Source organism: Psychrosphaera sp. F3M07 (genome assembly GCF_018860345.1).
Taxonomy (GTDB): Bacteria; Pseudomonadota; Gammaproteobacteria; order Enterobacterales; family Alteromonadaceae; genus Psychrosphaera; species Psychrosphaera aquimarina.
This window is the reverse complement of sequence record NZ_JAHKPJ010000021.1, coordinates 432,387-456,088: the sequence shown is the minus strand read 5'-3', so window position 1 is coordinate 456,088 and position 23,702 is coordinate 432,387. Positions and strand designations below refer to the sequence as shown.

The window sequence follows — 23,702 nt, the reverse complement described above, 5'->3', positions numbered from 1 at the left end:
TATTATTTTGAAATCAAAATTGTTTATAACATCTTTGCTGGCAACAGCATTCATTGCTCATTCAGGTCAAGCCTTTGCAGCACAATATGAAATTAAAGAAATTGCACCTTTAGAAAAATATAGACAACATTTTTCAATGGGATTAAATGACTCGGGTACCGTCGTTGGAGTCGTAAGAGATAGCTTTAATTTCCCGTTTTATTTAGAACCTTATTTAGAAGATACGTACAAAACAGCATGTGATTTATCAGATGCAGAATTGTCATCTGGTGTCTTTGATGCAACCTCTACGTTTTGCCTTAAATCTACATTAGCCGGATTATCGAGCCCACTGTTTCAAAAGATTGGCGATTCTAAATCTTTTATATACTCAGGCAATGAAACTAACTTAGTTGCATTAACCGATTATGTTGATGCTGAGTTAGGTGAATACACTGGCAGTAATGTTGAACAGTTGAATGCAATAAATTCTAGTGATATTGCGGTTGGAACTGCTTCTGCGCCATTTATACCGGTCGACTTTGTTATAACCAGCGAAGAGGGTGTAGAAACAGAATTTAAATTTTGGCAACGTGATTACAAAACTCGTGCAACCATATATTTAAATGGCGTGACTAAGCTTATTGAACCGGTTTTTAGCGAGTACGGTGGGCTTACTTCTGCAGTAGACATCAGTAATTCTGGTTATATAGCTGGATATTCATCTACAGGCCTTATTGAATCAGCTCAAGTTTCTATTGAAACCGATTGTGATGGTGAAGGTGCACCTTTATTAGTGTGTGTTTGGTCCAAACAAACTTCAGGCACTATTTACAAAACAAAACCTTATATTTGGCAAATTGATGACACTGGTGAAGTTTTGAGCAGCACAGAGTTTGATATCGCTTTTACACCCACAGAAACTCAAACTTCAAATTATACAGCGACGATAGCAGCAGTAAATGAATTTGGTGTTGGTGTTGGTTATGGGCATGTTCATAGCAAAGATAACGATCCTATCGTTCAATTTTATCCACAACCTTTACTATTTGGCTCTGAAGGGACAAAAACGTTAATCGATGTGGATTTATATGATGCCGGTTATGCAACGGACATTAACAGTTCTAATATTGTCATCGGTAAAGTTCAAACCGTTTATAACAATGAACTGAATGATGAGTTTTTTATCTACGACATAAATAACGATACGTTTGATACACCAACCACGTTTTATCCAACGGCAGAAAGTACTGCTAATTCTATTAATGATTTAGGCATTGTGGTTGGAGAAGCTGAATACGAAATTACAACTGAATCGGTTCGTAGAAAACATGGTTTTATTTATAACATCAATACTAAATCGTTTTTTGATATTAATGATTTAACCGAATGTAATTCTGAATTTGAAATTGTTGAAATGAAAAGCATTAATAACAATAATCAAATCGCAGCTACTGCATTAAAACGTGTTGAGTTGAGAGATTCTAATGGTGACATTTATTATGATTCAGCAGGCGCATCTTACACTGAGCAAGTTGCAGTATCTGTTTTGTTATCACCAATTGATTCAGGTGAAATAGAAGATTGTAGTGATATTGAAAACCCAAAATACGAAAGAAAGGGTTTATCTACCGCGCCTGTCTTTATTTTATTTCTCAGTTCACTTTTGTATATTAGACGCCGTTCTATATAACTAAGCATTCTATATGAAAAAGCCCATGTCATTCATGGGCTTACTTTTATCTGTCATAAAATTGTAAAAAAAGTCATTGATCAAACTTTAAAATTTGTCTATTCATATACAAGTGTTTTAAGCACATCTTGAAAATTCCAAAAATAAATATATTAAGGAACTGCCAATGAAAAGACAGAAACGTGATCGGTTAGACAGAGCTCATTCACAAGGATATAAAGCTGGCATTACAGGACGCTCCCGCGAGGCATGCCCATATCAGCAGATGGAAAGTAAATCGCAGTGGTTAGGAGGATGGCGCGAAGCCATAGGCGATAAAAACGACGGGTTATTTAAATAACCTCAATAAATTATTAACAAAAAAGCCCGTATCAAACGGGCTTTTTTGTATCTTAAACAAACAAGATGTTAGAACGATGATGTATCCGTGAACAAACCAACTTTTAAATCGTTAGCTTCGTAGATTTTTTTACCATCTACTTCTACAACGCCATCACCTAAACCCATAAATAACTTACGTTTAATTACACGTTTTAAATCTATACGGTAAGTAACTTTTTTCGCAGTAGGTAAAACCTGACCCGTAAATTTAACTTCACCAACACCTAAAGCTCGGCCTCTACCAGGTCCACCAGACCAACCTAAGAAAAACCCAATAAGTTGCCACATAGCATCTAGTCCAAGGCAACCAGGCATTACTGGGTCACCTTTAAAATGACAATCAAAGAACCATAGATCAGATGTAATATCTAATTCGGCAATGATTTCACCTTTTCCGTATTTACCACCTTCGTCTGTGATCTTAACAATGCGGTCCATCATTAACATATTATCTGATGGTAAACGTGCATTACCTTCACCAAATAACTCGCCGTTTCCACATGCGATTAAATCGTTTTTATCAAAGCTGTTTTTTTGTGACATAAATAAACTTATACTAGTTACAAGAAGTAGGGCGCAAATCTTAGCGAACACTTGTACGCTAAACAACTCTGAACAGTGATATATTTGATATTATGGCTAAAAAAGCACCATTAACTAACGCTGAGAAGCAAAAACGTTACCGAGAAAAGAAAGAATCTCTTGGAAAAAAAGAAGTTCGCGGATATTTAACTGAACAAGCACAAGATTGTTTAGCAGAAATTCGTAACATTACTGATTGGGATGACAGTACTATATTAAGTAATGCCATCCGATTAACTTATGCTGCTCAGCAATGTGGACAAGTTAAATTATTGAATGGGTGGTTAGTCAAAAATAAAAAGTAAAATCATAAAGTAATCTTATCAACAGCCAAATTAATCTATGGTCATTTCACCTTTTAGATTTTGGCTAAACAACTGCCTAACTTGCTCAAAACTAAGGTCTTGGCTTAGTAAGTGATGTATTTTAGTTAAGCAGGCTTCTAATGTCATATCGTGTGCAGACAATACGCCAGCACTTTGTAGGGCTTTCCCTGTTGCGTAACCTTCCATATCAACACTTCCTCGATGGCATTGAGTTCTGTTGACCACTAATATACCTCTGTCGTTAGCACTTTCTATTTCGGCTAATAACGCTTTATTTTCTGGTGCGTTACCTACGCCATAACTCTGTATTATTAATGCGTTAACGGGTTGTGCCAAAATGTTTTTGATCACTAAGTGTGAGATGCCAGGGTATAAACTTACCACTCCAATAGGTTGGTCCGTAATGTTAATGACATTAAAGCTTGTATTAATGTTTGTGAAAGATTGGTGAGCATTAATTGCTTCGGCATTTACTTCTATTTGAATACCAGCATCAATGAGGGGTGGAAAATTTGGACTGTCAAACGCATTAAAGCCGTCAGCATCCGCTTTGGTCGCTCGGTTCCCACGGTATAAGCGGTTATTAAAGAATAAAGTGACTTCGTTAATCGGGTAGTTAGCGGCGATATACAAGGCATTTAATAAATTATGTAAGCCATCTGAACGGATCTGAGATAAGGGAATTTGACTTCCGGTGACAATCACTGGCTTATCTAAGTTATCTAACATAAAAGATAAAGCCGAGGCTGTGTAAGCCATAGTATCAGTGCCGTGTAACACGACAAAGCCATCATAGTATTGATAGTTTTGTTTTATATCATTAGCAATATTCTGCCAATCATTAGGTGACATGTTGCTCGAATCTAATACTGGGCAAAATTCTGAGATTGTAAACTCTGGCATTTCTGGACGATTTAGTTCCGTCATCGAATTTAAAACATCAGTGACATAACCCTCAACTGGTATATAACCGTTAGGTGACTTTTTCATCCCAATTGTGCCGCCAGTATAGGCGATATATATTCGTTTTTTAGCAGATGTCATTAATTGTCTCAATATAGCGTTATGGGCAAAAAAATAAGCCCACTAAATTAGTGGGCTTATTCTAAATATAAACGTTAAGGAAACCAACAGCCTTGACGTTTAATTGATGTCGCATTCGTAACAATAAAGATACATACCAACTGGGTCATTTAATTGAGCCCATGTTTTGGTTTCTTTCATGATTGAGTTGAATACATCCATCATTGGTGAGTTATTTTGATTCACCGTTATCTGTGGTGCATAGGTTGCGAATAAATCATTAATAAACACTTGATAAGGCGTAAGTTGTTTTTTAACGACAGTAACTTGGTAGTCACTTAGACCGGCATGGTCAGCAGCTGACTCAATAGCATCTTGGTAGAAGCCTAATTTATCAACTAATCCTAACTCAAAAGCTTTTTTACCTGACCAGACACGGCCTTGTGCAATATTATCAACCTCAGGTTTTGTCATATTTCTTTCTTGTGCAACTAAACCAATGAATTGATCATAACCATGTTCGATAGCTGTTTGAATAACCTGTCCCATTGCTGGGTTAAGTGCACGAGTCGGGGAGAATCCAGCCATTTCAGTTGTACCCACACCGTCAGTTGTTACACCTAATGTAGTTAACGTGTCTTCAAATGTAGTTAACATTCCGAATATGCCTATAGAACCAGTGATCGTGGTTGGGGATGCCCAAATTTCGTCAGTGGATGCAGAAATCCAATAACCACCAGATGCTGCCATTGAACTCATTGAAACAATGATAGGTTTACCAGCCTGTTTGATAGCTTCTATCTCATTACGGATCACTTCAGATGCAAAGGCACTTCCACCCGGACTATCCACTCGTAGAACTATGGCTTTAATTTGATCATCTTCGCGTGCTTGTTTTAATAATTTAGCGGTTGAGTCCCCACCAATATCGCCAGGGGTACGAGTACCGTTATAAATCGTACCTTTAGCCACTACAATACCAATTTTGTCTAATTCAATCGGATTAAATTGTTGAGAGGTTACAGATAAATAGTCGTTAAAATTAATCGTCTTATTTTTTTGATTTAACCACTGATTATCAACATATTGCTCAAACTCTTGGTGTGTCATAAGTTTATCTACCCAAGAGTTAGTAAGTGCAAATTGAGCTAAATCACCGTTAACATTCTTTAATTTAGCTAAAAGACCTGTTAATTGTTCATCAAAGTTACTCTGTTCAAACTGTCTTGCTGTACTCACATCTGACTTATACTCTGACCATAAGTCACCCAGCCATTGTTGATTAGCCGTCTTTGCAGCTTCTGACATATCATCTCGTAAAAATGGTTCAACAGCGGATTTATAGGTACCAACTCTGAATATATGAGTATTAACTTTTAATTTCTCTAACGCTGATTTTAAGTACATACGGTAACGGCCAAAACCGTCGATAGCGACTGCGCCCATAGGATGAAGAATGATCTCATCTGCATGTGCGGCTATGTAATATTGAGTTTGTGAATAATAATCACCATAAACTAATATAGGCTTATCAGATATTTGCTTAAATTGTTTTAACGCGTGTCCAATTTCTTGTAATTTGCTTAAGCCTGTTCCTCTTAATCTGCTTACATCCAAAAGCAGTGCATTAATTCGATTATCATTAGCTGCTGATTTAATGCTAGCTAAAATATCAGTTAGCAAAACCTCAGGACTGTCATTATTGTTGCCCATCGCATCTGCCATGAACTCACTATAAGGGTCTATGTAGGTTTTCTCTTCAACCACTTCACCGACTAAATCCAGTTTTAAAACAGAATTTGCTTCTACGATTATTGGTTGTTCACCACTTGCAGCAATGCCACCAATAACTAAAACGGCGACAATTAAAAATAAAATATTTAAAATAGCGCTGCGAGTAAAATTAAGTACTCCCCAACATGCTTTAAACAAATCCTTTATCCAGTTTTTATTTTTCTTTAACTGATGTTCCATTTTTCTCTCTAAATTTATTAAATGACTTAAACTTATTGTTCAATAATTTAGAATACATTGCCAGAATCCTTTGTAACTAATTTATTTAATTGAAGTCCGACCAGTAGTTGGTTAGAGTATCCCTATAAGAAATAATAATAATTAGAAGAGTTGAATATGTCTTATCCGCATTTATTAAAACCATTAGATCTTGGATTCACTCAATTATCAAACCGTGTACTAATGGGGTCAATGCACACAGGTTTGGAAGAAGAGAAAAAAGGGTTTGAAAAACTGGCTGCCTTTTATGAAGAAAGAGCAAAAGGTGGGGTTGGTCTTATTGTTACTGGCGGTATTGCGCCGAATTTTGCCGGCAGAGTTGAACCATTAGGTTCAGAATTAAGTCGTTTTTGGCATGTTAATAAACACAAAACGATCACTAATGCAGTCCATAAGTATGACACTAAGATTTGTTTACAGATTCTACATACAGGCCGTTACGCTTATCATCCATTTAATGTCAGTAGTTCTGCTATTAAAGCACCAATCAATCCATTTAAACCAAAAGCGTTGTCTGAACGCGGCATAAATAAAACCATTCGTGATTTTGCTAAATGTGCTGGTCTAGCTCAAAAAGCGGGATACGACGGTGTCGAAATTATGGGCTCTGAAGGGTATTTAATCAATCAATTCATAGCGCCAAAAACCAATAAACGTACTGATAAGTGGGGCGGTAGTTTTGAAAATAGAATCCGTCTAGCATTAGAAATTGTTAAACATACGAGAGAAAAAGTAGGCAATGATTTTATCATCATCTTTAGACTCTCTATGTTAGATCTTGTTGATGATGGTTCTACGTTTGAAGAAGTAGTACAACTGGCTAAATTATTAGAGCAGGCGGGTGTGACTATCTTGAATACTGGCATTGGCTGGCATGAAGCAAGAATACCAACGATAGTGACTTCGGTGCCTAGAAAAGCATTTACTTGGATTTCAGAACGTCTTAAAAAAGAAGTTTCTATCCCTGTTGTTACAACTAACCGAATTAATACACCTGAAATAGCCGAAGAGATATTAGCTGAAGGTCAAGCCGACATGGTCTCTATGGCCCGTCCTTTATTAGCGGATGCTGAATTTGTAGCAAAAGCTGCAGCCAACCAAAGTGATAAAATCAATACTTGTATTGCATGTAATCAGGGTTGTTTGGACCATGTGTTTGCCAGAAAACGTGCAACTTGTTTAGTTAACCCAGTGGCCTGTTATGAAACTGAATTAGTATTTAAAACGGCAACTAATTCAAAGAAATTAGCGGTAATAGGTGCAGGACCTGCGGGCATGGCATTCTCTAGTTATGCTGCTGAAAAAGGCCATGAAGTTCATTTATTTGATGCGGCAGAAGAGATCGGTGGTCAGTTTAATATAGCCAAAACTATTCCAGGTAAAGAAGAGTTTTACGAAACTATCCGCTTTTTTGAACATAAGTTAAAAGATGAAAACGTTACCTTACATTTAGGCCAACATCAGTCTGTAGAGAGCTTAAAGGCAATGGATTTTGATGAAATCATAGTTGCTACAGGCATCACTCCAAGAACACTAGATTTACCGGGATTTGATTCAGATAAAGTACTGGGTTATTTAGATGTGTTAAAGCATAAAAAACCAGTAGGTGACAAAGTTGCCATTATTGGTGCCGGAGGCATTGGTTTTGACGTTGCATGCAGTTTAGTTCAACCTAAATCTCATACACTCGATCTTGATCATTGGCTAAATTACTGGGGTGTTGATAAAAGCTATCAAAATCGTGGCGCGGTTAAACCAATTACAGAAGACAAAGTGGATAAAACTATTTACCTGATGCAACGAAAGGACACTAAAGTAGGGGCGGGTCTTGGTAAAACATCAGGTTGGGTACACAGAGCTGAACTTAACCGTGCTGGTGTTAAAATGATGAATAAGGTTGAGTACAAAAGCTTCTCAGATCAAGGGCTTGAAGTGTTAGTTGATGGCGTACAGCAGTATTTAGATGTTGATAATGTCATTGTTTGTGCCGGTCAAACATCAAATAACACCTTGTTTAATGAGTTAAAACAAAGTGGTGCAACCGTTCACTTGATAGGTGGTGCCAGCATAGCTGCAGAGTTAGATGCTAAACGTGCAATCCGTCAAGGTGCTGATTTAGCCGCTATTATCTAAATAAACTTATTTATTGTTAGGTAATAAGCTAAAAATTAAATACAATTTAAAGCCAAGCAATCGCTTGGCTTTTTCTTGCAATAAAATAATGAAAGCTATCTATGACCGTGTCTAATTCTGCAAAAGTAACAATTTGTTTAACAAACCCTAAAAGCCCAACCAATGTTGGCGGTGTATTAAGAGCATCAGGTTGCTTTGGCGCCCACGAAATTTTATATACAGGTAACCGCTATAACAAAGCTAAAAAGTTCTCAACTGACACCCAGAATATCAATGATGAGATAGGTATTGTGCACGTGGAGGATTTTCTGGCTGAGAAACCGGACGATATACCCTTAATATGTGTTGATTTAGTCGAAGGGGCAACACCCTTACCAGAGTTTGAACACCCAGAAAGTGCTTTTTATGTCTTTGGACCGGAAGATGGCTCCATTAAACAAGAGGTAATAAACAAAGCTGATCATGTTGTGTTTATGCCAACCAAAGGCAGTTTAAATTTAGCTGCATCAGTAAATGTTGTTTTATATGACCGAGTAGCTAAAGCCAATCAAAACATTGAAAACGATGAATTAATAAAAAGTAGTAGAGATGTTAATAATCGACTAACAGTGAATAAACGTTTTAAAAGAAAGCCATAACCATTAACCATTTGTATTAAAGACAATAAAAAACCCACTGGAAAAGTGGGTTTTTAGTATTTAAAACAAACTAAATTGAATTAAAGACTACGTAACGCAAACGTATAAGCAGTGTAAAATGCATCTTCTTGGAATTTACGTAATTCCAAGTCTTTCATGTTGTAATCCAATGGATTCTTTTTTAACGTTTCTTTGATTTCAGTCGGGTTGATCATTTCTACAGAAACCGAATCAATAAGTTGCAGAGCCGCTTCCATTTTGAAGCTATTACTACTACCAGCAAATTTACCTTTTGAATGACGTTGTTTGATCACTACTTTGTCAATTGAGTAATCATCTATCAACTTAATCATTTGAAATTGAAAACCGCGTATGCCTTCAGCTGTATCTGCATCACGCAATTCAATGCCTCTAGTACGACATTCCATTACATTAAATAAACCTGCTTCTGATGCCATTAAACACACAACGGCTTCTTTAGCGTTTAATTCGATACCTAATATCTTCATGATGACCTCATGTTATCTTTCACTAAAAAAGGGCTGGAATTAGCCCTTTAATATTAATGTTATAGCAGCTAACTTTAGTAGTTAGCTGTGCCTGGTGCACGTGGGAATGCGATAACATCACGTACGTTTTGCATACCTGTTACATAAGCAACTAAGCGTTCAAAACCTAAACCAAATCCAGCGTGTGGTACAGAACCATAACGACGTAAGTCACGATACCAGCTGTAATCTTCTTTGCTCAGACCCATTTCTTCAAGTCGTGCATCAAAAACGTCTAGTCTTTCTTCACGTTGAGAGCCACCAATGATTTCGCCAATACCTGGTGCTAATACATCCATCGCCGCAACGGTTTTACCATCGTCATTTTGACGCATGTAGAATGCTTTAATATCGCGAGGATAGTTTTGCATAATAATTGGTGCGCCAACATGTTCTTCAGCAAGGTAACGTTCATGTTCAGATGATAAATCGATTCCCCATGAAACCGGAAATTCAAACTCTTTATCGCACTTCAACAATATGTCGATAGCGTCAGTGTAGTCCATACGAACAAACGGAGAGTTAATTACTTGCTCTAAACGAGAAATAGCCGTTTTTTCAACACGTTGTGCGAAAAAGGCCATGTCATCTGGTAATTCAGTTAATACGGCTTTAAATACGTACTTTAATAAATCTTCAGATAATTGAGCAATATCCGCTAAGTCAGCAAAAGCAACTTCTGGTTCAATCATCCAAAATTCAGCTAAATGACGGCTAGTATTTGAATTTTCAGCACGGAAAGTAGGGCCGAACGTATATATTTTGCTTAACGCACAAGCATAGGTTTCACCATTTAATTGACCAGAAACTGTTAAATACGCTTCTTTACCAAAAAAGTCTTGGCTGTAATCAACTTCGCCTTTGTCATTCATTGGTGTATTAACCATATCTAAAGTTGATACTCTGAACATTTCACCGGCACCTTCACAGTCAGATGCTGTGATGATTGGCGTACTGATCCAGTAATAACCTTGTTCGTGGAAAAAACGATGAATTGCTTGAGATAAACAGTTACGTACACGTGCAACCGCACCAATAATATTAGTACGAGGTCGCAAATGTGCATGTTCTCTTAAATATTCAATTGAATGACGTTTTGCAGACATTGGATATGTGTCTGGATTTTCCACCCAACCAACGATCTTAACGTCTTGAGCTTGAATTTCTAACGCTTGGCCTTGACCTTCAGATTGAACAAGTTCACCCGTTACTTCAACTGAACAACTTGTTGTTAATTTGGTAATGTCTTCGTAATTACTTAATGAATTAGGTGCAACGGCTTGAATAGGATCAAAACATGAACCGTCGTGAACGGCCAAAAATGATATGCCTGCTTTTGAATCACGTTTAGTACGGATCCAACCTTTAACTGTTACTGTGTCGCCGGCGGCAAATTCGCCCGCTAATAATGATTTTACTGATTGATGAGCCATGATAGTTTCGGTCTAAATATTGTATTAAAAATTTTAAGTATATAAAGTGCAATATTACTGGCTTGCGCCCTATATACAAGTACTAAAACAGCGTAAGCATAAGTAATTAAACATTTTTCAATTGGTTGAACAATTAATGCTCAATTTGACGGTTGATTCTTTAAACTTATAAGGTTAAAAAATGAAACGAGTGGTAGAAAGGCGAAAAAGTTCGGATCTGATCCATATAACCGTTAATTTCTTAAATATATTTTCCTGGGTTGTTTTTTTGGTTGCCTTAATTATTTTTCATTATGCTCGACCCGAAGTGGAGTATTTTGTCTATCAGTTGGTCGATGAACCCGTCGATGTAAGAACCGGTTGGTTATTAGAATTAAAAAAATGGTTACAGATCACCTTATATTTTTGTTTATCATTATCGATATTAACCTTGGTGTTAAATCAATTTAGATCAAGACGTCATAGTGATGGTCAACGATACAGTATGTATATGTTAGTCGTGATAAGTGTGGTATTCATCACCTTGGTAAGCCTGTCATAATTTAATAGGTTCAAGACTACTTTGATTACATGAACTTATACAATTTGGCGTTACATGGCTGATAATGTTTTGACGATACCGCTGGTTAACAAGGCTAAATCTTGAGTGGATATAATGTATTGCGGCATTACGTAAACCAATTTACCAAAAGGTCGGATCCATAAATCATGTTGTATAAACTGTTTTTGAATTTCAGCAACGTTAACAGCTTGTTTCATCTCAATGACACCAATTGCGCCAAATACACGAACTTCTGTCACACAGTCTAATTCTTCACAAGGCTGCAAACCTTGTTTTAGTCCAGCTTCAATATGCTTAACTTGTTCAAACCAATCACCCGTCATTAACAAATCTAAACTGGCATTGGCTGCTGCACAGGCTAATGGATTCGCCATAAAAGTAGGACCATGCATTAATACTCCAGCGTCACATTGGCTAATATCTAATGCCACCTGTTCAGTACACAATGTAGCGGCTAACGTCATGTAACCACCAGTAATAGCCTTACCTAAACACATGATATCTGGTGTAATTTGAGCATGTTCACAAGCAAACATTTTGCCGGTACGGCCGAATCCGGTGGCAATTTCGTCAGCAATGAACAATATTTTATATTGTTCACATATGGACTTAGCCGCACTGATAAATTCAGGGTGATAAAAGCGCATACCGCCAGCACCTTGTACTACCGGCTCTAAAATCAATGCAGCTATACTGTCTGAATCTTGTTGTAACAACATCTTTAATTCATCTAGTTCTTTATGGTCAAAGTCCTGATCTGGTTTGCTTTTAGGTGCTTCAATAAAGTAATTTTTAGGTAAAATATCTGAATATAATGAATGCATGGAGTTTACTGGATCGCACACGGCCATCGCACCAAAGGTATCGCCATGATAGCCATGTTTAATAGTGACAAACTTGTTTCTATTGGTATATCCACGTCCCAATTGACACTGAATCGCCATTTTAAGTGCCACTTCAACACTGACAGAACCACTATCTGCTAAAAAGACCTTTTCTAATCCTACAGGTGTTATTTCTACTAACTTTTTACATAACTCAATTGCTGGATTATGCGTTAAGCCGCCAAACATAACGTGACTCATTTTAGATAATTGATCGGTAATAGCTTGGTTGATCACAGGATGATTATATCCGTGAATAACAGACCACCAAGAAGACATGCCATCTATTAATTCTTGACCACTCTCTAATTTAATCCGAACACCATCAGCACTTTGAACTGGATAAGAGGGCAATGGTGTTTTCATCGACGTATACGGGTGCCAAATATGTTGTTCATCAAATTTAATGTCAATAGGTTTGTTCATAAATTAGCCCGATGTAAAGTTTGTTGTGATTTGTAAATTGACAATCGCCATTGGGTCGCTAGACTAGCCAAAAAATGTCACGGGCTCAATCATAGTTTGTAAATAATTGGCCAAGTGACACATTAATTATAAGAATATGGCTGGAAACATGACTGCTGAAATCAGAAATAACTGGACGTTAGACCAAGTTAACGAATTATTTAACATGCCTTTTAATGACTTGATGTTTAAAGCTCAAGTCACTCACCGAGAGCATTTTGATCCAAACCAAGTTCAAGTCAGTACTTTGTTATCTATCAAAACTGGCGCATGTCCAGAAGATTGTAAATATTGTCCACAAAGCGCACGTTACTCAACAGGTCTTGAAAAAGAACGTTTAATGGAAGTAGAAAAAGTACTTACCAGAGCAAAAGAAGCCAAAGAAATAGGTTCTACCCGATTTTGTATGGGCGCAGCTTGGCGTAATCCTAAAGACCGTGACATGCCGTATGTAATTGAAATGATCAAAGGGGTTAAAGAGTTAGGTTTAGAAACCTGTATGACACTTGGCATGTTAACTAAAGAGCAAGCATTAGCGCTTAACGAAGCTGGTTTAGATTATTACAATCACAACTTAGATACATCTCCTGAATACTACGGTGACATTATTACAACCCGTACTTATGAAGACCGTTTAAATACCCTGCAAAACGTGCGTGATGCAGGTATGAACGTATGCTCTGGCGGTATCGTTGGTTTAGGTGAGAGCGCTAAAGACCGCTCTGGTTTATTGATTGCGCTAGCAAATTTACCGCGCCACCCTGAAAGTGTGCCTATTAACATGTTAGTTAAAGTGGAGGGGACACCGCTGGATAACGTTGAAGATTTAGAGTCTTTTGAGTTTATCCGTACTATTGCCATTGCTCGTATTATGATGCCTAAATCACATGTACGTTTATCGGCAGGGCGTGAAGGTATGAATGAACAAATGCAAGCTATGTGTTTCTTAGCAGGCGCGAATTCAATCTTTTATGGATGTAAGTTATTAACCACAGGGAACCCGGACGAACACTTTGACCAAAAGCTATTTAAAAAATTAGGGATTAACGCTGAGAAAGGTCGTGATTACTCAGACGAAACCAAAGAAGCCGCATTGTTTGAACAGATAAATGAACAAACAAAGCCGAAAGAAAAAGAAATGTTTTACCCAGCATAATTAAGTATTCAGTTAATTATGTTTGAATCAAGATTAGCGAGCAGATTAAAACAACAAACTGATTTAGGTTTGTTGCGTAGTCGGATGGTAGTAGATGATATTTCTACTACAAATTTGACGGTTGAAGGTCACTCATATCTTAACTTTTCAAGTAACGATTACCTTGGTATCGCATCCGACCATACATCTGCAAAATTACTTTCCATTGATAAATATACACACTTATCTGCAGGTGCAATGGCCAGTCCATTAGTCGTTGGTCGACACAAAATACACTTAGAATTAGAACAATTATTATTAGATTGGGTCGGTGCTCCACAAAACTTTAACTGTCTGCTGTTTGGTTCTGGTTATAGTGCTAATACAGGTGTCATAAGTGCTTTGTTTAACACCAAAAGTGATAACGCGTTACTTATTCAGGATAAGCTGAATCACGCGTCGTTAATGGATGTTGGTCGAAATAGCCAAGCGTTAGGTCATTGTAAACAAGTACGGTATCTGCATAACGACTTATCTAGTTTACAGACCGTTTTGGCTAAATCTAACAATAAAAACTCCGATGAAATTACTAATAAATTAGTGGTGACAGAAGGGGTGTTTAGCATGGATGGTGATCAACCAGACTTGCAAAGATTAACGAAAATTACTAAAGCTAATAATGCATGGTTTATGTTAGATGATGCACACGGAATTGGCATACATGGCAAAAACGGTGCAGGAAGTTTATCTGCTCAACACCTGACCTTAGATAATTGTGATGTATTAGTTGTTACCTTTGGTAAAGCAATTGGCGCACAAGGTGCGGCTGTTATTGCCAGTAAACAAACCATAGAGTATTTAACTAACTTCAGTCGTGATTATATATATTCTACCCACCTATCACCTCTACAAACTGCTGCGGCCATCGTCAATATTAAAGCCATTCAAAAGGATGGATGGCGTCGGGAAAAGCTGGCTGAAAACATAGAGTATTTTAAATCCAATATACGAGGTTCTAAATATCAGACACTTGATAGCTTGTCTCCTATTCAACCTATTGTTATCGGTGATGAGTCTGAAGCTATCGGGCTTTCACAGCAATTAAAAGCAAATGGAATTTGGGCATCAGCGATGCGTTATCCAACAGTGGCAAAACAACAAGCTAGATTAAGGGTAACAATTACCGCGTCTCACACTAAACAGCAATTGGATCAATTGATAAAGCAGGTAACGCAATGAGCGCATTGTTAGATTTACAACCTGTGAATAGTATTAACGCAGACTCTATGCAAATACCTGATAAACAAGTGTCACTCGACATTCCATTTTCACAAATTCAAAAACATTTTTCAGACTCTGCTCAAACCTACGTTAAAAGGGCACAGTTACAGCACAGAGTTGGGCAAATACTATTTAATAAATTGAAGCTGGGGAAAGCAGCAACCTCGTTAATAAACCGTTACAACAAAAGTAATATTTGTGTCGACTTAGGTTGTGGACCTGGTTTATTTACCCCTTTGTTAAATCAAGAATTTGAAACCGTAATCGCCTTGGATCTAGCCAATGACATGTTAAAAGTTAATGACGTCGCTAAAGCTAAAGTTCAAGCAAACTCCCATGCCTTACCGTTTTTACCACAAAGTATCGATGTATTTTATTCCAGTTTGATGGTGCAGTGGTGCGACCTACATCAAGTACTAGATCAAGTTTATAATGCGTTAAAACCGAACGGAAAAGCCGTTATTGCCACTTTGCTTGATGGCACCTTGTTTGAATTAGAACAAGCGTGGTCAAAGGTAGACAGTGATAAACATATACATGAGTATCTCAGCGTTGAACAATTAACATCCACTGTACAAAACAGACCTTGGAGCCAAATACAATTAACTCAGCAGGCTGAAGTATTTTGGTTTAGTAATGCCAGAATGTTAGCCAAAGAATTAAAAAGTTTAGGGGCTAATTTTGTGCAAAATCGTCAGAACAAAGGATTAGTCACTAAAAATACATGGCAACAAATGGAAAGTGCTTATAAAGATGCATTTTATAATCCCCAGCAACAAGGCATACCGGCAACCTATCATGTTATGTATTTAGAGCTCACCAAATAATGAATATTTCTACTCTGTTTAATCAACATAAAACCATCTTTATCACAGGTACAGATACCGAAGTTGGCAAAACCTTTTGTGCCAGCTTAATGGTTAAGGCGCTGTTAAAAGATAACCTTGATATTTTTCCATTTAAGCCAATATCAGCAGGTACACAATACTATCCAGAGTTAGAAGCTAGTAATAACACTAAGGCAAACGAAGATGCCGTTTGTTTATATAATGCAGTGCAAAGACGTTACAGCTTAGATCAGATAAACCCAATCGTATTTGACCAACCTATAGCGCCTCATATCGCAGCGAAAATCGCACAACAATCTTTAGACTTTGACCGGTTAGATTTGGCTTACAAGGCAACTCATGGTTTAGGTGAGGTACAACTTATTGAAGGTGCTGGCGGTTGGCATTTACCGCTTAATGATTCTGAGTTATTAAGTGAGTGGGTAGCACAGCATCAAATCCCTGTGATCATGGTAGTTGGCGTAAAGTTAGGCTGTTTAAACCATGCGTTATTAACGGCGCAAGCTATTGAGCAAAGTGGTTGTAACTTGATAGGTTGGATAGCGAATTACATTGAGGGCGAGTCCGATATTGCCAAACAAAATGTGGCGTTTATAAAACAAAAGCTCAAAGCTCCTTTGATCCATTCGGTACAACAAGGCCAAACAGAACTTGTCTAACAAATGATTGACTACTGTATTTAGCCAGTTAACCAATCATCTAATGAATTAAATAATCATATTGTCATTATATTGTTCGCCATCTGGGTGTTATCATTGGTTTATATGACGTTGTAACAATAATTTATCAAAAGAAGAACCCTAATGGCGCAAAAAGCTACCATTTTCAAAGCTGAAATATCTATTTCAGATATGGACAGAAACTATTATCAAGATCATAACTTAACCTTAGCCAGACATCCGTCAGAAACTGACGAAAGAATGATGTTGCGTTTAATTGCCTTTATTCATAATGCCCATGAGTTTTTAAGTTTTAGTAAAGGCATTAGTGATGATGAAGAGCCAGACTTATGGCAAAAAAATTATACTGACGAGATTGAGTTATGGATTGAACTAGGACAACCGTCTGAACAACGTATAAAAAAGGGCTGTAACCAATCAAAAAAAATGATGATCTATTCCTATGCCGACAATAGCTTTAATGTTTGGTGGAAAAAGGAGCAGAATAAACTATCCCAACGTAATAACTTATCCGTTGTGACATTACCTCCTGAGTTAGCGAGTGAATTATCTGGTTTAACTGAACGTAATATGCAGATACAAGTGACTATCCAAGACGGTCAAATGTGGTTAAATATCAATAATCAAAACATTGAAGTGAGTTCAGAAGCCCTTTTATGAACCAGTACACACTAAATCAATTGGGTTGGCAGGGGACGTTCCAACAACAGATCAGTCTTGAAGAACTTGAGACTTGTCTGTTTGCTCGTGTATTTGAACATCATAGAACCCACTACCTTATTCAAACTGAAAGTCAGGATATACCTTTAGAAATAAGGCCTAATATGCCAACCATGACCGTTGGTGACTGGTTAGTAATGTCAGAACATCACGAATTTGTCAGACTGTTAGAACGCAGTACTGTGCTTTCTCGTAAGGCTGCAGGTTCTAAAGTTGAAGAACAACTGATAGCTGCCAATGTGGATACTTTATTCATCGTAAATTCATTAAATGACGACTTTAATTTAAATCGAATTGAACGATATTTAGCCATAGCCCACGATAGTGGCTGTGAACCTGTGATTGTTTTAACCAAAGCCGATCAATGTAACGATTTAGATGAATACAGATCACAAGTAAATAGTATCGACCCATTTTTAATGGTTGAAACTGTTAATGCGTTAGATACTGATAGTGTTGTCTCCTTAAGTCCTTGGTTAACGTTAGGTAAAACTGTTGCTTTTGTGGGGAGTTCTGGCGTAGGTAAATCCACTTTGGTGAACACCTTGATGCAACAGCAAACACAAGACACAGCTGGTATTCGTGAAGATGACAGTAAAGGGCGTCACACCACGACAGCTCGTTCGTTACACATTATGCCAACGGGTGCCTTATTACTTGATACACCAGGGGTGAGAGAGTTACAAATTGCAGATTGTGAAGCCGGGGTAGAAGAGACCTTCTCAGATATCGTAGCCTTAACCAAACAATGTCGCTTTTCTGACTGCAAACATATAACTGAGCCACACTGTGCGGTTATTAACGCTTTAGAAAATGAAAGTTTAGATCAACGACGATTAGATAACTATTATAAGTTATTAAAAGAACAAGAACGTAATGGCGCTTCTATCGCTGAGACTAGACTCAAAGATAAGTCTTTTGGCAAATTAATTAAATCGGTGCAAAACGCCAGTAGGTCCTTTAAAGGAAAATAAGTTGATATATGAATAAAAAACAAAACTGATATGTAATTTTACCTCTAAATATCTGAATTTAAGATGGAAATCTTATTCTTATTCATCATACTTAGTTATAATCTCTAATAGATAAAGTTAAAGGTATATAATTATGCGTTGGTTGTTAATTTTATTATTATTTACTGTAAATACATCTGCTTTAACACAAAAAAACTTAGTCTTTGCTTCTATAAACCATCCAACCGTTATTGATTATTACGAACCGTTATTACGTAATATTTATGCAGAACTAGGCATAAATTTAGATTTTGTATATATTTCTGGAGAACGTTCAGAAGTATCATTACAGAGCGGTTTAATTGATGGGGCATTAGCATATTCAGAGGCTAATTTATCCAGTGTTGAAAACATGATTGTCGTAGAGCCTCCACTTATAACCGTTAAACAATATCTGTTATGTCAACAAGGGCTTGATTGTACACCTAGTGTTTTAGAAGATCCTGAGAACACTATATTTATGGCTTCAGTAGTGAAGAAGTCACAAAATTTAGATATTAAAGCCAGTATAGAAACAATGACCTCTATTACGGTTTTGGAAAAGCTATTTACTCATAACCGTATTAAATACATGATCTATCCATTTTCTAGTGAAAGGAATGATGTAAATCTTGTGTTTGCTAAAGCAGAGCGTTTCTTTTTATATGAAGAGAAAGGTTTTCATGTATTAAATATCAAACATAAAGAGCTTGCAGAGAAAGTGCAAAAACAGATAATTAAAAAGTTAAAGGACTAACTTAAATAATAAAATGTGGATATCGTAATTAATATCCACTTGAACAAGGTGACTGAATTAATCGTGCAATTTAAAAGTCGATACTTGTCGATTTATATTCTTAGAAACTTCAGTTAATTTCATGGAGGCTTGTTCGTTTTCAACTGATTTTTGTGCAACTTCTTTAGATTGAGTATCAATCAAACTCATATTTCGATTTATCTCGCCGATGGTTTGAGTTTGTTCATCGGTTGCAGTCGCAACGGAAGCTATCAGTTGCTCCATTTGATGAATTCTGTCAGTTAGCCCATCAATAGTATCCTTCAGGTCTAATACACGTTTAACGCCTTTATCTGCAATATTGGTTGCATTATCCATACTTGATACCACGCCACTTGTAGTGTTGTCCAACACCTCTAATTTTTTCTGGATCTCAACGGTCGACTCTTGCGTTCGTTTCGCTAAGCTTCTTACTTCATCAGCCACAACACTAAATCCACGGCCATGTTCGCCAGCGCGCGCAGCTTCAATAGCGGCGTTTAACGCAAGTAAATTGGTTTGATCCGCAATAGAGGTAATGACATCAAGCACTGAAGTAATATCTTGCACTTCAATATTTAATTCATTTACGACTTGTGAAGCCTCTTGCAGAGTGGTCATTAATAACCGGATATCATCAGTGGCGAGTGCAGCATTTTCACTGCTACTTTCACATTCTTTAACTACTTCAATACTGATAGATTGACTTTCGTCACTGATTTGAGAAACCGTTGCAATAGATGCTTCAAATTGTTCTAAAGCCGTGACGGTATTTCGGGTTGCATCGCTTTGCGACAAAATAATATCTTGGCTTTCTTTTGCGCCACCTAAAACGACGTCAGACTCAACCAAGATCTGTTTTGACGTGTTTCTAATGTCATAAATGATGGAATGGAACTTACTGATTATCTCGTTAAATGCTCGTGATATATCACCAAATTCATTGATGCCGTTATAATCTATTTTTGCAGTTAAATCGCCATTTCCTTTAGCAATGTCGTTCATGATGGCGGATAAATTATTTAAATGTTTGCTAATTTGTTTAGCCACTAAATAACCCAGAACACTGCCAACAATTAAAAATATGATCACGGTAATAACCGACATATAAGACAATTCGGCTTTTAAATTATTAAAGGTAGAAAAGGCTTCTTTATTTTCAATCTCAGCAATTAAAGCCCAAGTTTCACCACCAGAGTTAATATATGTGTAAGCCGAAAGGACTGGGGTGTTTTTATAACCTGTATATTGGGTGAAACCAGATTGTTTATCTAATGCTAACGCCACACCTTTAGTATCTATTGTGTGTATACCAACGGCACTGCCTAGTTTCTTAATTAAGTCGGCTTGGGCGCTTTGGTTAGTATGTTTTAATACGTCAAAATAATGGGATGGCTGTTCTAATAACAACCGACTTTCACTACGAAGCGTTTTGTCAGCACCAACTAAATAAGTCTCACCTGTAGCACCAAGTCCTACGGTTTCCCATTGTTTGTCATTGGTCATGATATTGGAAATACGATCAACCGGAAGTTGAAATATTAATACGCCTAAACTTTGGCCCTGATCATAGATAGGGCTGGCCATAAATGCAGCTTGGGCATTATATGACGGCTGGTAGGCTTCAAATCGGGTGGTATATATTTCACCTTCTGCTAAATCTTTTGCTCCATGAAACGCTTTACCTAACCCACTTTGTGCAAATGCACCATCATTTAAGTTAGTGGCAAAATCTATTTCTTTGGCCACGGAGTACAACACATCACCTGTATCGATACTTACAATAAAAATATCGTAAAACCCAAACTCCTCTAAGTATTTACGAATACTAGTATGGTAAGTCTGATGGACTTTACTGTAGGTAGTGCTGTCTTTGGCAAGTTCCAGTTGATCTTTACTGCCAATAGGGTTGTCATTGTGCGCTAAATATGAGGTTTGAATACTGTAAGCTGTGCTGTCTGGATCCGGAATGATAGATGAAACATTAATGTCGGTTTTATTAATACTAGTGTATTTGTTTTTAAACTCAGTGTTATAAAACTGAGTTAAATCATCGTTGGGCGCTTTATATTCACTGACATAATCTTCAAACGAAAATGCAAATTCATCTAACGCTGCTACCACCATCTCATTACTGGCGTAAGTTGAGATCTGGCCTTTTATATTTTCTAAATAATTACTTATTTGTTGTTTTTTATTTTCCCGGATAGAGACAAGCAAGTTTTGGTTAGATGTATTGAGTGACTGTTGAATTAAGTCGAGAGAAATTTGCCCAGTGAACCAAACACCTAATGACAATGGAATAAGTGATAACCCAATGGATAATGCTAATAACCTTTGTTTTACTGTAAAATGAAGCGCCACAAAACAACCCCTGTGATTGTAAAAGTCTTTAATTGCATGTAATTGTTTAAAACAATACAAGTTTAGGCTGTTATTGTTATTTATGCCTAAAACAATCGTTTTATTTGCAATATATACTTAGTTAACGGCGATAACCATACTAACTTGAATATTTTACTTTATGGGCGGAATTATTTGTCTTGATCTTGTTTACGCTGGGCTAATGTTTCTTTTGCTATTTCGATAGGATCTTGGTTTAAACGTTTCATTGAAAACTTAGCGGTATGCTTGAGCAGCATGATATTACCAACCACCATTCCAAGAACTAATACGATAATAATTATTGCGAGTATATTCATAAAGTTACCCCATTAGCTGAACTTATATTAAAGACATAATGCGTTAATATATATTCTAGGTTTTCAAGAATAGATTGTTTACCTGCAATATTACTCTGACTTAAACAGTCGATAAGGCATTGAGGATCTTGTTTTAATCTATCTTGATACATTGATGATAGTGGCTGGTAAGATATATGCCAAGGTTCTGGGGCAACCCCAGAATTATTACTCTGATATGGCAAATAAAACCCGAATTTATGGCTGTTTTTTATTATCCAATTTGAAAGGGCATTAAATGGTCCCTGGTGATACTCACTGGGTACCAGTTGTAATTGATAATCACTGGGAACTGCATTCTTATCATAAATATCTATATCAGTACCCCAATGATGTCGACTGGTTCCCGGAAGTGCAGAGTAAGTTAAAATCGCTTGTACAATTTCCCATTCAGATAATGACGAGGTGTCTATCGACCGTTGTTGTCTATCTAAAATGGGTCTGAGACCATTAAATTTGGCATTCCAAATGTGTAACTGTCGTTCAAAGTTTCTGAAACCAGATGCGATACAAATATCGAGGCCAGCGAGTTTGGCCTCTTGTTGTAAGTGATTATAGCTGTTTGCCATTTCAGCGTGTACAAAAATACCTTGCTCTATCTCCACAATATGATCTGAACAAGTACCTAGTATCTCTGCAGTATTTAGCTTAAATGACATTTATATTCCAAAGATAATTAACAGTAATGTTATTCAAATGGGTTTTGTAAAATCGGGTGAAACAATAAGCAATTATAACAAAGTACGTTCTAATATTTTTTCATACATTAATGTTAGTTGGTCAAGTTCATCAACTCCAACACATTCATTTAACTTATGAATAGTAGCGTTACATGGTCCCAATTCGATTACTTGTGCCCCCGTTGGTGCGATAAAGCGACCATCCGATGTGCCTCCAGAAGTGGATAAAATAGGATCTTTTCCGGTAACATCTTTAATTGCACCACTGACCGCATCAATAAATGTGCCTGTATCGGTTAAAAATGGCAGACCATTAAAGGTCCAATCTAATTTATAGTTGAGTTCGTGTTTATCAAACAAATTTTCAACAGTTTCTACTAGTTGTTCTGCTGTAACCTCAGTGGAATAACGGAAATTAAACATTATGTCTAATTCCCCAGGGATAACATTACCAGCACCGGTGCCACCATTTATATTTGAGATCTGAAAACTGGTTGGTGGGAAATAATCATTACCTTCATCCCACTTTATTTCGGTTAATTCAAACAATGCATGAGCAACATTGTGAACTGGATTATCCGCTAAATGAGGGTAGGCCACATGACCTTGCACACCATTGATGGTTAAGTCACCGGTTAATGAACCACGACGTCCATTTTTAACGATATCACCACAATAATTAGTACTGGATGGTTCACCCACTAAACACCATGTTATTTTTTCATTTCGTTTTTCTAAAGTGTCTATCACTTTCATGGTGCCATTAATGAATGGACCTTCTTCATCACTGGTAATTAAATATGCAATAGAGCCTTTGTGATCTGGGTGTTTTTTTACAAAATTTTCAGTGGCCACTACCATAGCCGCTAAACTGCCTTTCATATCCGCAGCACCACGACCATATAACATACCGTCTATAATAGTGGGTTCAAACGGAGGCGTTGTCCATTTAGCCACATCACCTGTTGGTACTACATCTGTATGACCTGCAAAACAAAATACTGGGTCTTGGGTACCTTTGCGTGCCCACATGTTTAATGTGTCGACATAAAATAACGATTCAATATTAAACCCCAGTTTTTCTAGACGTGAAGCCATTAATTGTTGGCATCCTGCGTCTTCTGGGGTCACCGATTCTTTACTTATTAGGGCTTTAGCTAATTCAACGGTTTCTGATAATGGTTGCATCT

General features: G+C 37.1%; 23 protein-coding genes. 13 read left to right on the top strand and 10 right to left on the bottom strand.

Annotated features, from left to right (window positions below):
- The first annotated feature begins 7 nt into the window (after positions 1–7).
- Complete coding sequence (locus KO505_RS12695; RefSeq protein ID WP_216055818.1) at positions 8–1,672, top strand: DUF3466 family protein; 1,665 nt, start codon at positions 8–10, stop codon at positions 1,670–1,672.
- A 166-nt stretch (positions 1,673–1,838) separates the two neighbouring features.
- Positions 1,839–2,012 (top strand): ribosome modulation factor, encoded by a 174-nt coding sequence (gene rmf / locus KO505_RS12690; protein WP_216055817.1) that lies wholly within the window; start codon positions 1,839–1,841, stop codon positions 2,010–2,012.
- A 68-nt stretch (positions 2,013–2,080) separates the two neighbouring features.
- Here the strand turns inward: rmf and fabA are convergent, their stop codons facing one another.
- Positions 2,081–2,596 (bottom strand): bifunctional 3-hydroxydecanoyl-ACP dehydratase/trans-2-decenoyl-ACP isomerase, encoded by a 516-nt coding sequence (fabA, locus tag KO505_RS12685; protein WP_216055816.1) that lies wholly within the window; start codon positions 2,594–2,596, stop codon positions 2,081–2,083.
- A gap of 92 nt (positions 2,597–2,688) precedes the next feature.
- Here fabA and KO505_RS12680 point away from each other — a divergent pair, with 92 nt between their 5' ends.
- Entirely contained in the window at positions 2,689–2,940 is a 252-nt protein-coding gene (locus KO505_RS12680; RefSeq protein ID WP_216055815.1) for a hypothetical protein, read from the top strand.
- 30 nt (positions 2,941–2,970) lie between these two features.
- Here the strand turns inward: KO505_RS12680 and ansA are convergent, their stop codons facing one another.
- Together ansA and sppA are read right to left on the bottom strand one after the other, a co-directional pair.
- The gene (ansA, locus tag KO505_RS12675; protein WP_216055814.1) at positions 2,971–4,005 is read right to left on the bottom strand and encodes an asparaginase; all 1,035 of its coding nucleotides are present in this window, start codon (positions 4,003–4,005) and stop codon (positions 2,971–2,973) included.
- A gap of 99 nt (positions 4,006–4,104) precedes the next feature.
- Positions 4,105–5,958, bottom strand: coding sequence for a signal peptide peptidase SppA (gene sppA / locus KO505_RS12670; RefSeq protein WP_216055813.1), 1,854 nt, complete (start codon positions 5,956–5,958; stop codon positions 4,105–4,107).
- A gap of 156 nt (positions 5,959–6,114) precedes the next feature.
- On the opposite strand from sppA, the gene KO505_RS12665 reads away from it, so the two are divergent.
- Together KO505_RS12665 and KO505_RS12660 are read left to right on the top strand one after the other, a co-directional pair.
- Positions 6,115–8,130, top strand: a complete 2,016-nt coding sequence (locus KO505_RS12665) for an FAD-dependent oxidoreductase (RefSeq protein ID WP_216055812.1) — start codon at positions 6,115–6,117, stop codon at positions 8,128–8,130.
- Between the two features lie 101 nt (positions 8,131–8,231).
- A complete protein-coding gene (locus tag KO505_RS12660) occupies positions 8,232–8,768 on the top strand; it encodes an RNA methyltransferase (protein WP_216055811.1) in 537 nt (178 codons plus the stop codon).
- Positions 8,769–8,848: 80 nt separating this feature from the next.
- Here the strand turns inward: KO505_RS12660 and KO505_RS12655 are convergent, their stop codons facing one another.
- Entirely contained in the window at positions 8,849–9,277 is a 429-nt protein-coding gene (locus KO505_RS12655) for a DUF3010 family protein (protein WP_216055810.1), read from the bottom strand.
- A gap of 74 nt (positions 9,278–9,351) precedes the next feature.
- Positions 9,352–10,749 (bottom strand): asparagine--tRNA ligase, encoded by a 1,398-nt coding sequence (gene asnS, locus KO505_RS12650; RefSeq protein ID WP_216055809.1) that lies wholly within the window; start codon positions 10,747–10,749, stop codon positions 9,352–9,354.
- 181 nt (positions 10,750–10,930) lie between these two features.
- Here asnS and KO505_RS12645 point away from each other — a divergent pair, with 181 nt between their 5' ends.
- Complete coding sequence (locus tag KO505_RS12645) at positions 10,931–11,290, top strand: hypothetical protein (protein ID WP_216055808.1); 360 nt, start codon at positions 10,931–10,933, stop codon at positions 11,288–11,290.
- A gap of 50 nt (positions 11,291–11,340) precedes the next feature.
- On the opposite strand, the gene bioA is transcribed toward KO505_RS12645, so the two are convergent.
- Positions 11,341–12,621, bottom strand: coding sequence for an adenosylmethionine--8-amino-7-oxononanoate transaminase (gene bioA / locus KO505_RS12640; RefSeq protein WP_216055807.1), 1,281 nt, complete (start codon positions 12,619–12,621; stop codon positions 11,341–11,343).
- Between the two features lie 148 nt (positions 12,622–12,769).
- Here bioA and bioB point away from each other — a divergent pair, with 148 nt between their 5' ends.
- The 7 genes from bioB (at position 12,770) to KO505_RS12605 (ending at position 19,073) form a co-directional block, all read left to right on the top strand.
- Positions 12,770–13,816, top strand: a complete 1,047-nt coding sequence (gene bioB / locus KO505_RS12635) for a biotin synthase BioB (protein WP_252731782.1) — start codon at positions 12,770–12,772, stop codon at positions 13,814–13,816.
- Between the two features lie 18 nt (positions 13,817–13,834).
- Positions 13,835–15,034 (top strand): 8-amino-7-oxononanoate synthase, encoded by a 1,200-nt coding sequence (locus KO505_RS12630; protein ID WP_216055805.1) that lies wholly within the window; start codon positions 13,835–13,837, stop codon positions 15,032–15,034.
- On the top strand, positions 15,031–15,903 hold the full coding sequence (locus KO505_RS12625; RefSeq protein ID WP_216055804.1) for a methyltransferase domain-containing protein: 873 nt from the start codon (positions 15,031–15,033) through the stop codon (positions 15,901–15,903). Before KO505_RS12630 ends, KO505_RS12625 begins: the two co-directional genes overlap by 4 nt.
- Complete coding sequence (gene bioD, locus KO505_RS12620; RefSeq protein WP_216055803.1) at positions 15,903–16,583, top strand: dethiobiotin synthase; 681 nt, start codon at positions 15,903–15,905, stop codon at positions 16,581–16,583. Before KO505_RS12625 ends, bioD begins: the two co-directional genes overlap by 1 nt.
- Positions 16,584–16,727: 144 nt before the next feature.
- A complete protein-coding gene (locus KO505_RS12615) occupies positions 16,728–17,264 on the top strand; it encodes a YaeQ family protein (RefSeq protein WP_216055802.1) in 537 nt (178 codons plus the stop codon).
- A complete protein-coding gene (rsgA, locus tag KO505_RS12610; protein WP_216055801.1) occupies positions 17,261–18,298 on the top strand; it encodes a ribosome small subunit-dependent GTPase A in 1,038 nt (345 codons plus the stop codon). Before KO505_RS12615 ends, rsgA begins: the two co-directional genes overlap by 4 nt.
- A 133-nt stretch (positions 18,299–18,431) precedes the next feature.
- Complete coding sequence (locus tag KO505_RS12605; protein ID WP_216055800.1) at positions 18,432–19,073, top strand: hypothetical protein; 642 nt, start codon at positions 18,432–18,434, stop codon at positions 19,071–19,073.
- A gap of 57 nt (positions 19,074–19,130) precedes the next feature.
- Here the strand turns inward: KO505_RS12605 and KO505_RS17580 are convergent, their stop codons facing one another.
- The 4 genes from KO505_RS17580 to dapE all read right to left on the bottom strand — a co-directional run bounded on the left by KO505_RS17580 (position 19,131) and on the right by dapE (position 23,700).
- Positions 19,131–21,455, bottom strand: coding sequence for a methyl-accepting chemotaxis protein (locus KO505_RS17580; RefSeq protein ID WP_216055799.1), 2,325 nt, complete (start codon positions 21,453–21,455; stop codon positions 19,131–19,133).
- A gap of 170 nt (positions 21,456–21,625) precedes the next feature.
- Entirely contained in the window at positions 21,626–21,793 is a 168-nt protein-coding gene (locus KO505_RS12595; RefSeq protein WP_216055798.1) for a DUF2897 family protein, read from the bottom strand.
- Positions 21,790–22,491, bottom strand: a complete 702-nt coding sequence (locus tag KO505_RS12590; RefSeq protein ID WP_216055797.1) for a M15 family metallopeptidase — start codon at positions 22,489–22,491, stop codon at positions 21,790–21,792. Before KO505_RS12590 ends, KO505_RS12595 begins: the two co-directional genes overlap by 4 nt.
- 72 nt (positions 22,492–22,563) lie before the next feature.
- The gene (gene dapE, locus KO505_RS12585) at positions 22,564–23,700 is read right to left on the bottom strand and encodes a succinyl-diaminopimelate desuccinylase (protein ID WP_216055796.1); all 1,137 of its coding nucleotides are present in this window, start codon (positions 23,698–23,700) and stop codon (positions 22,564–22,566) included.
- Positions 23,701–23,702: the final 2 nt, after the last annotated feature.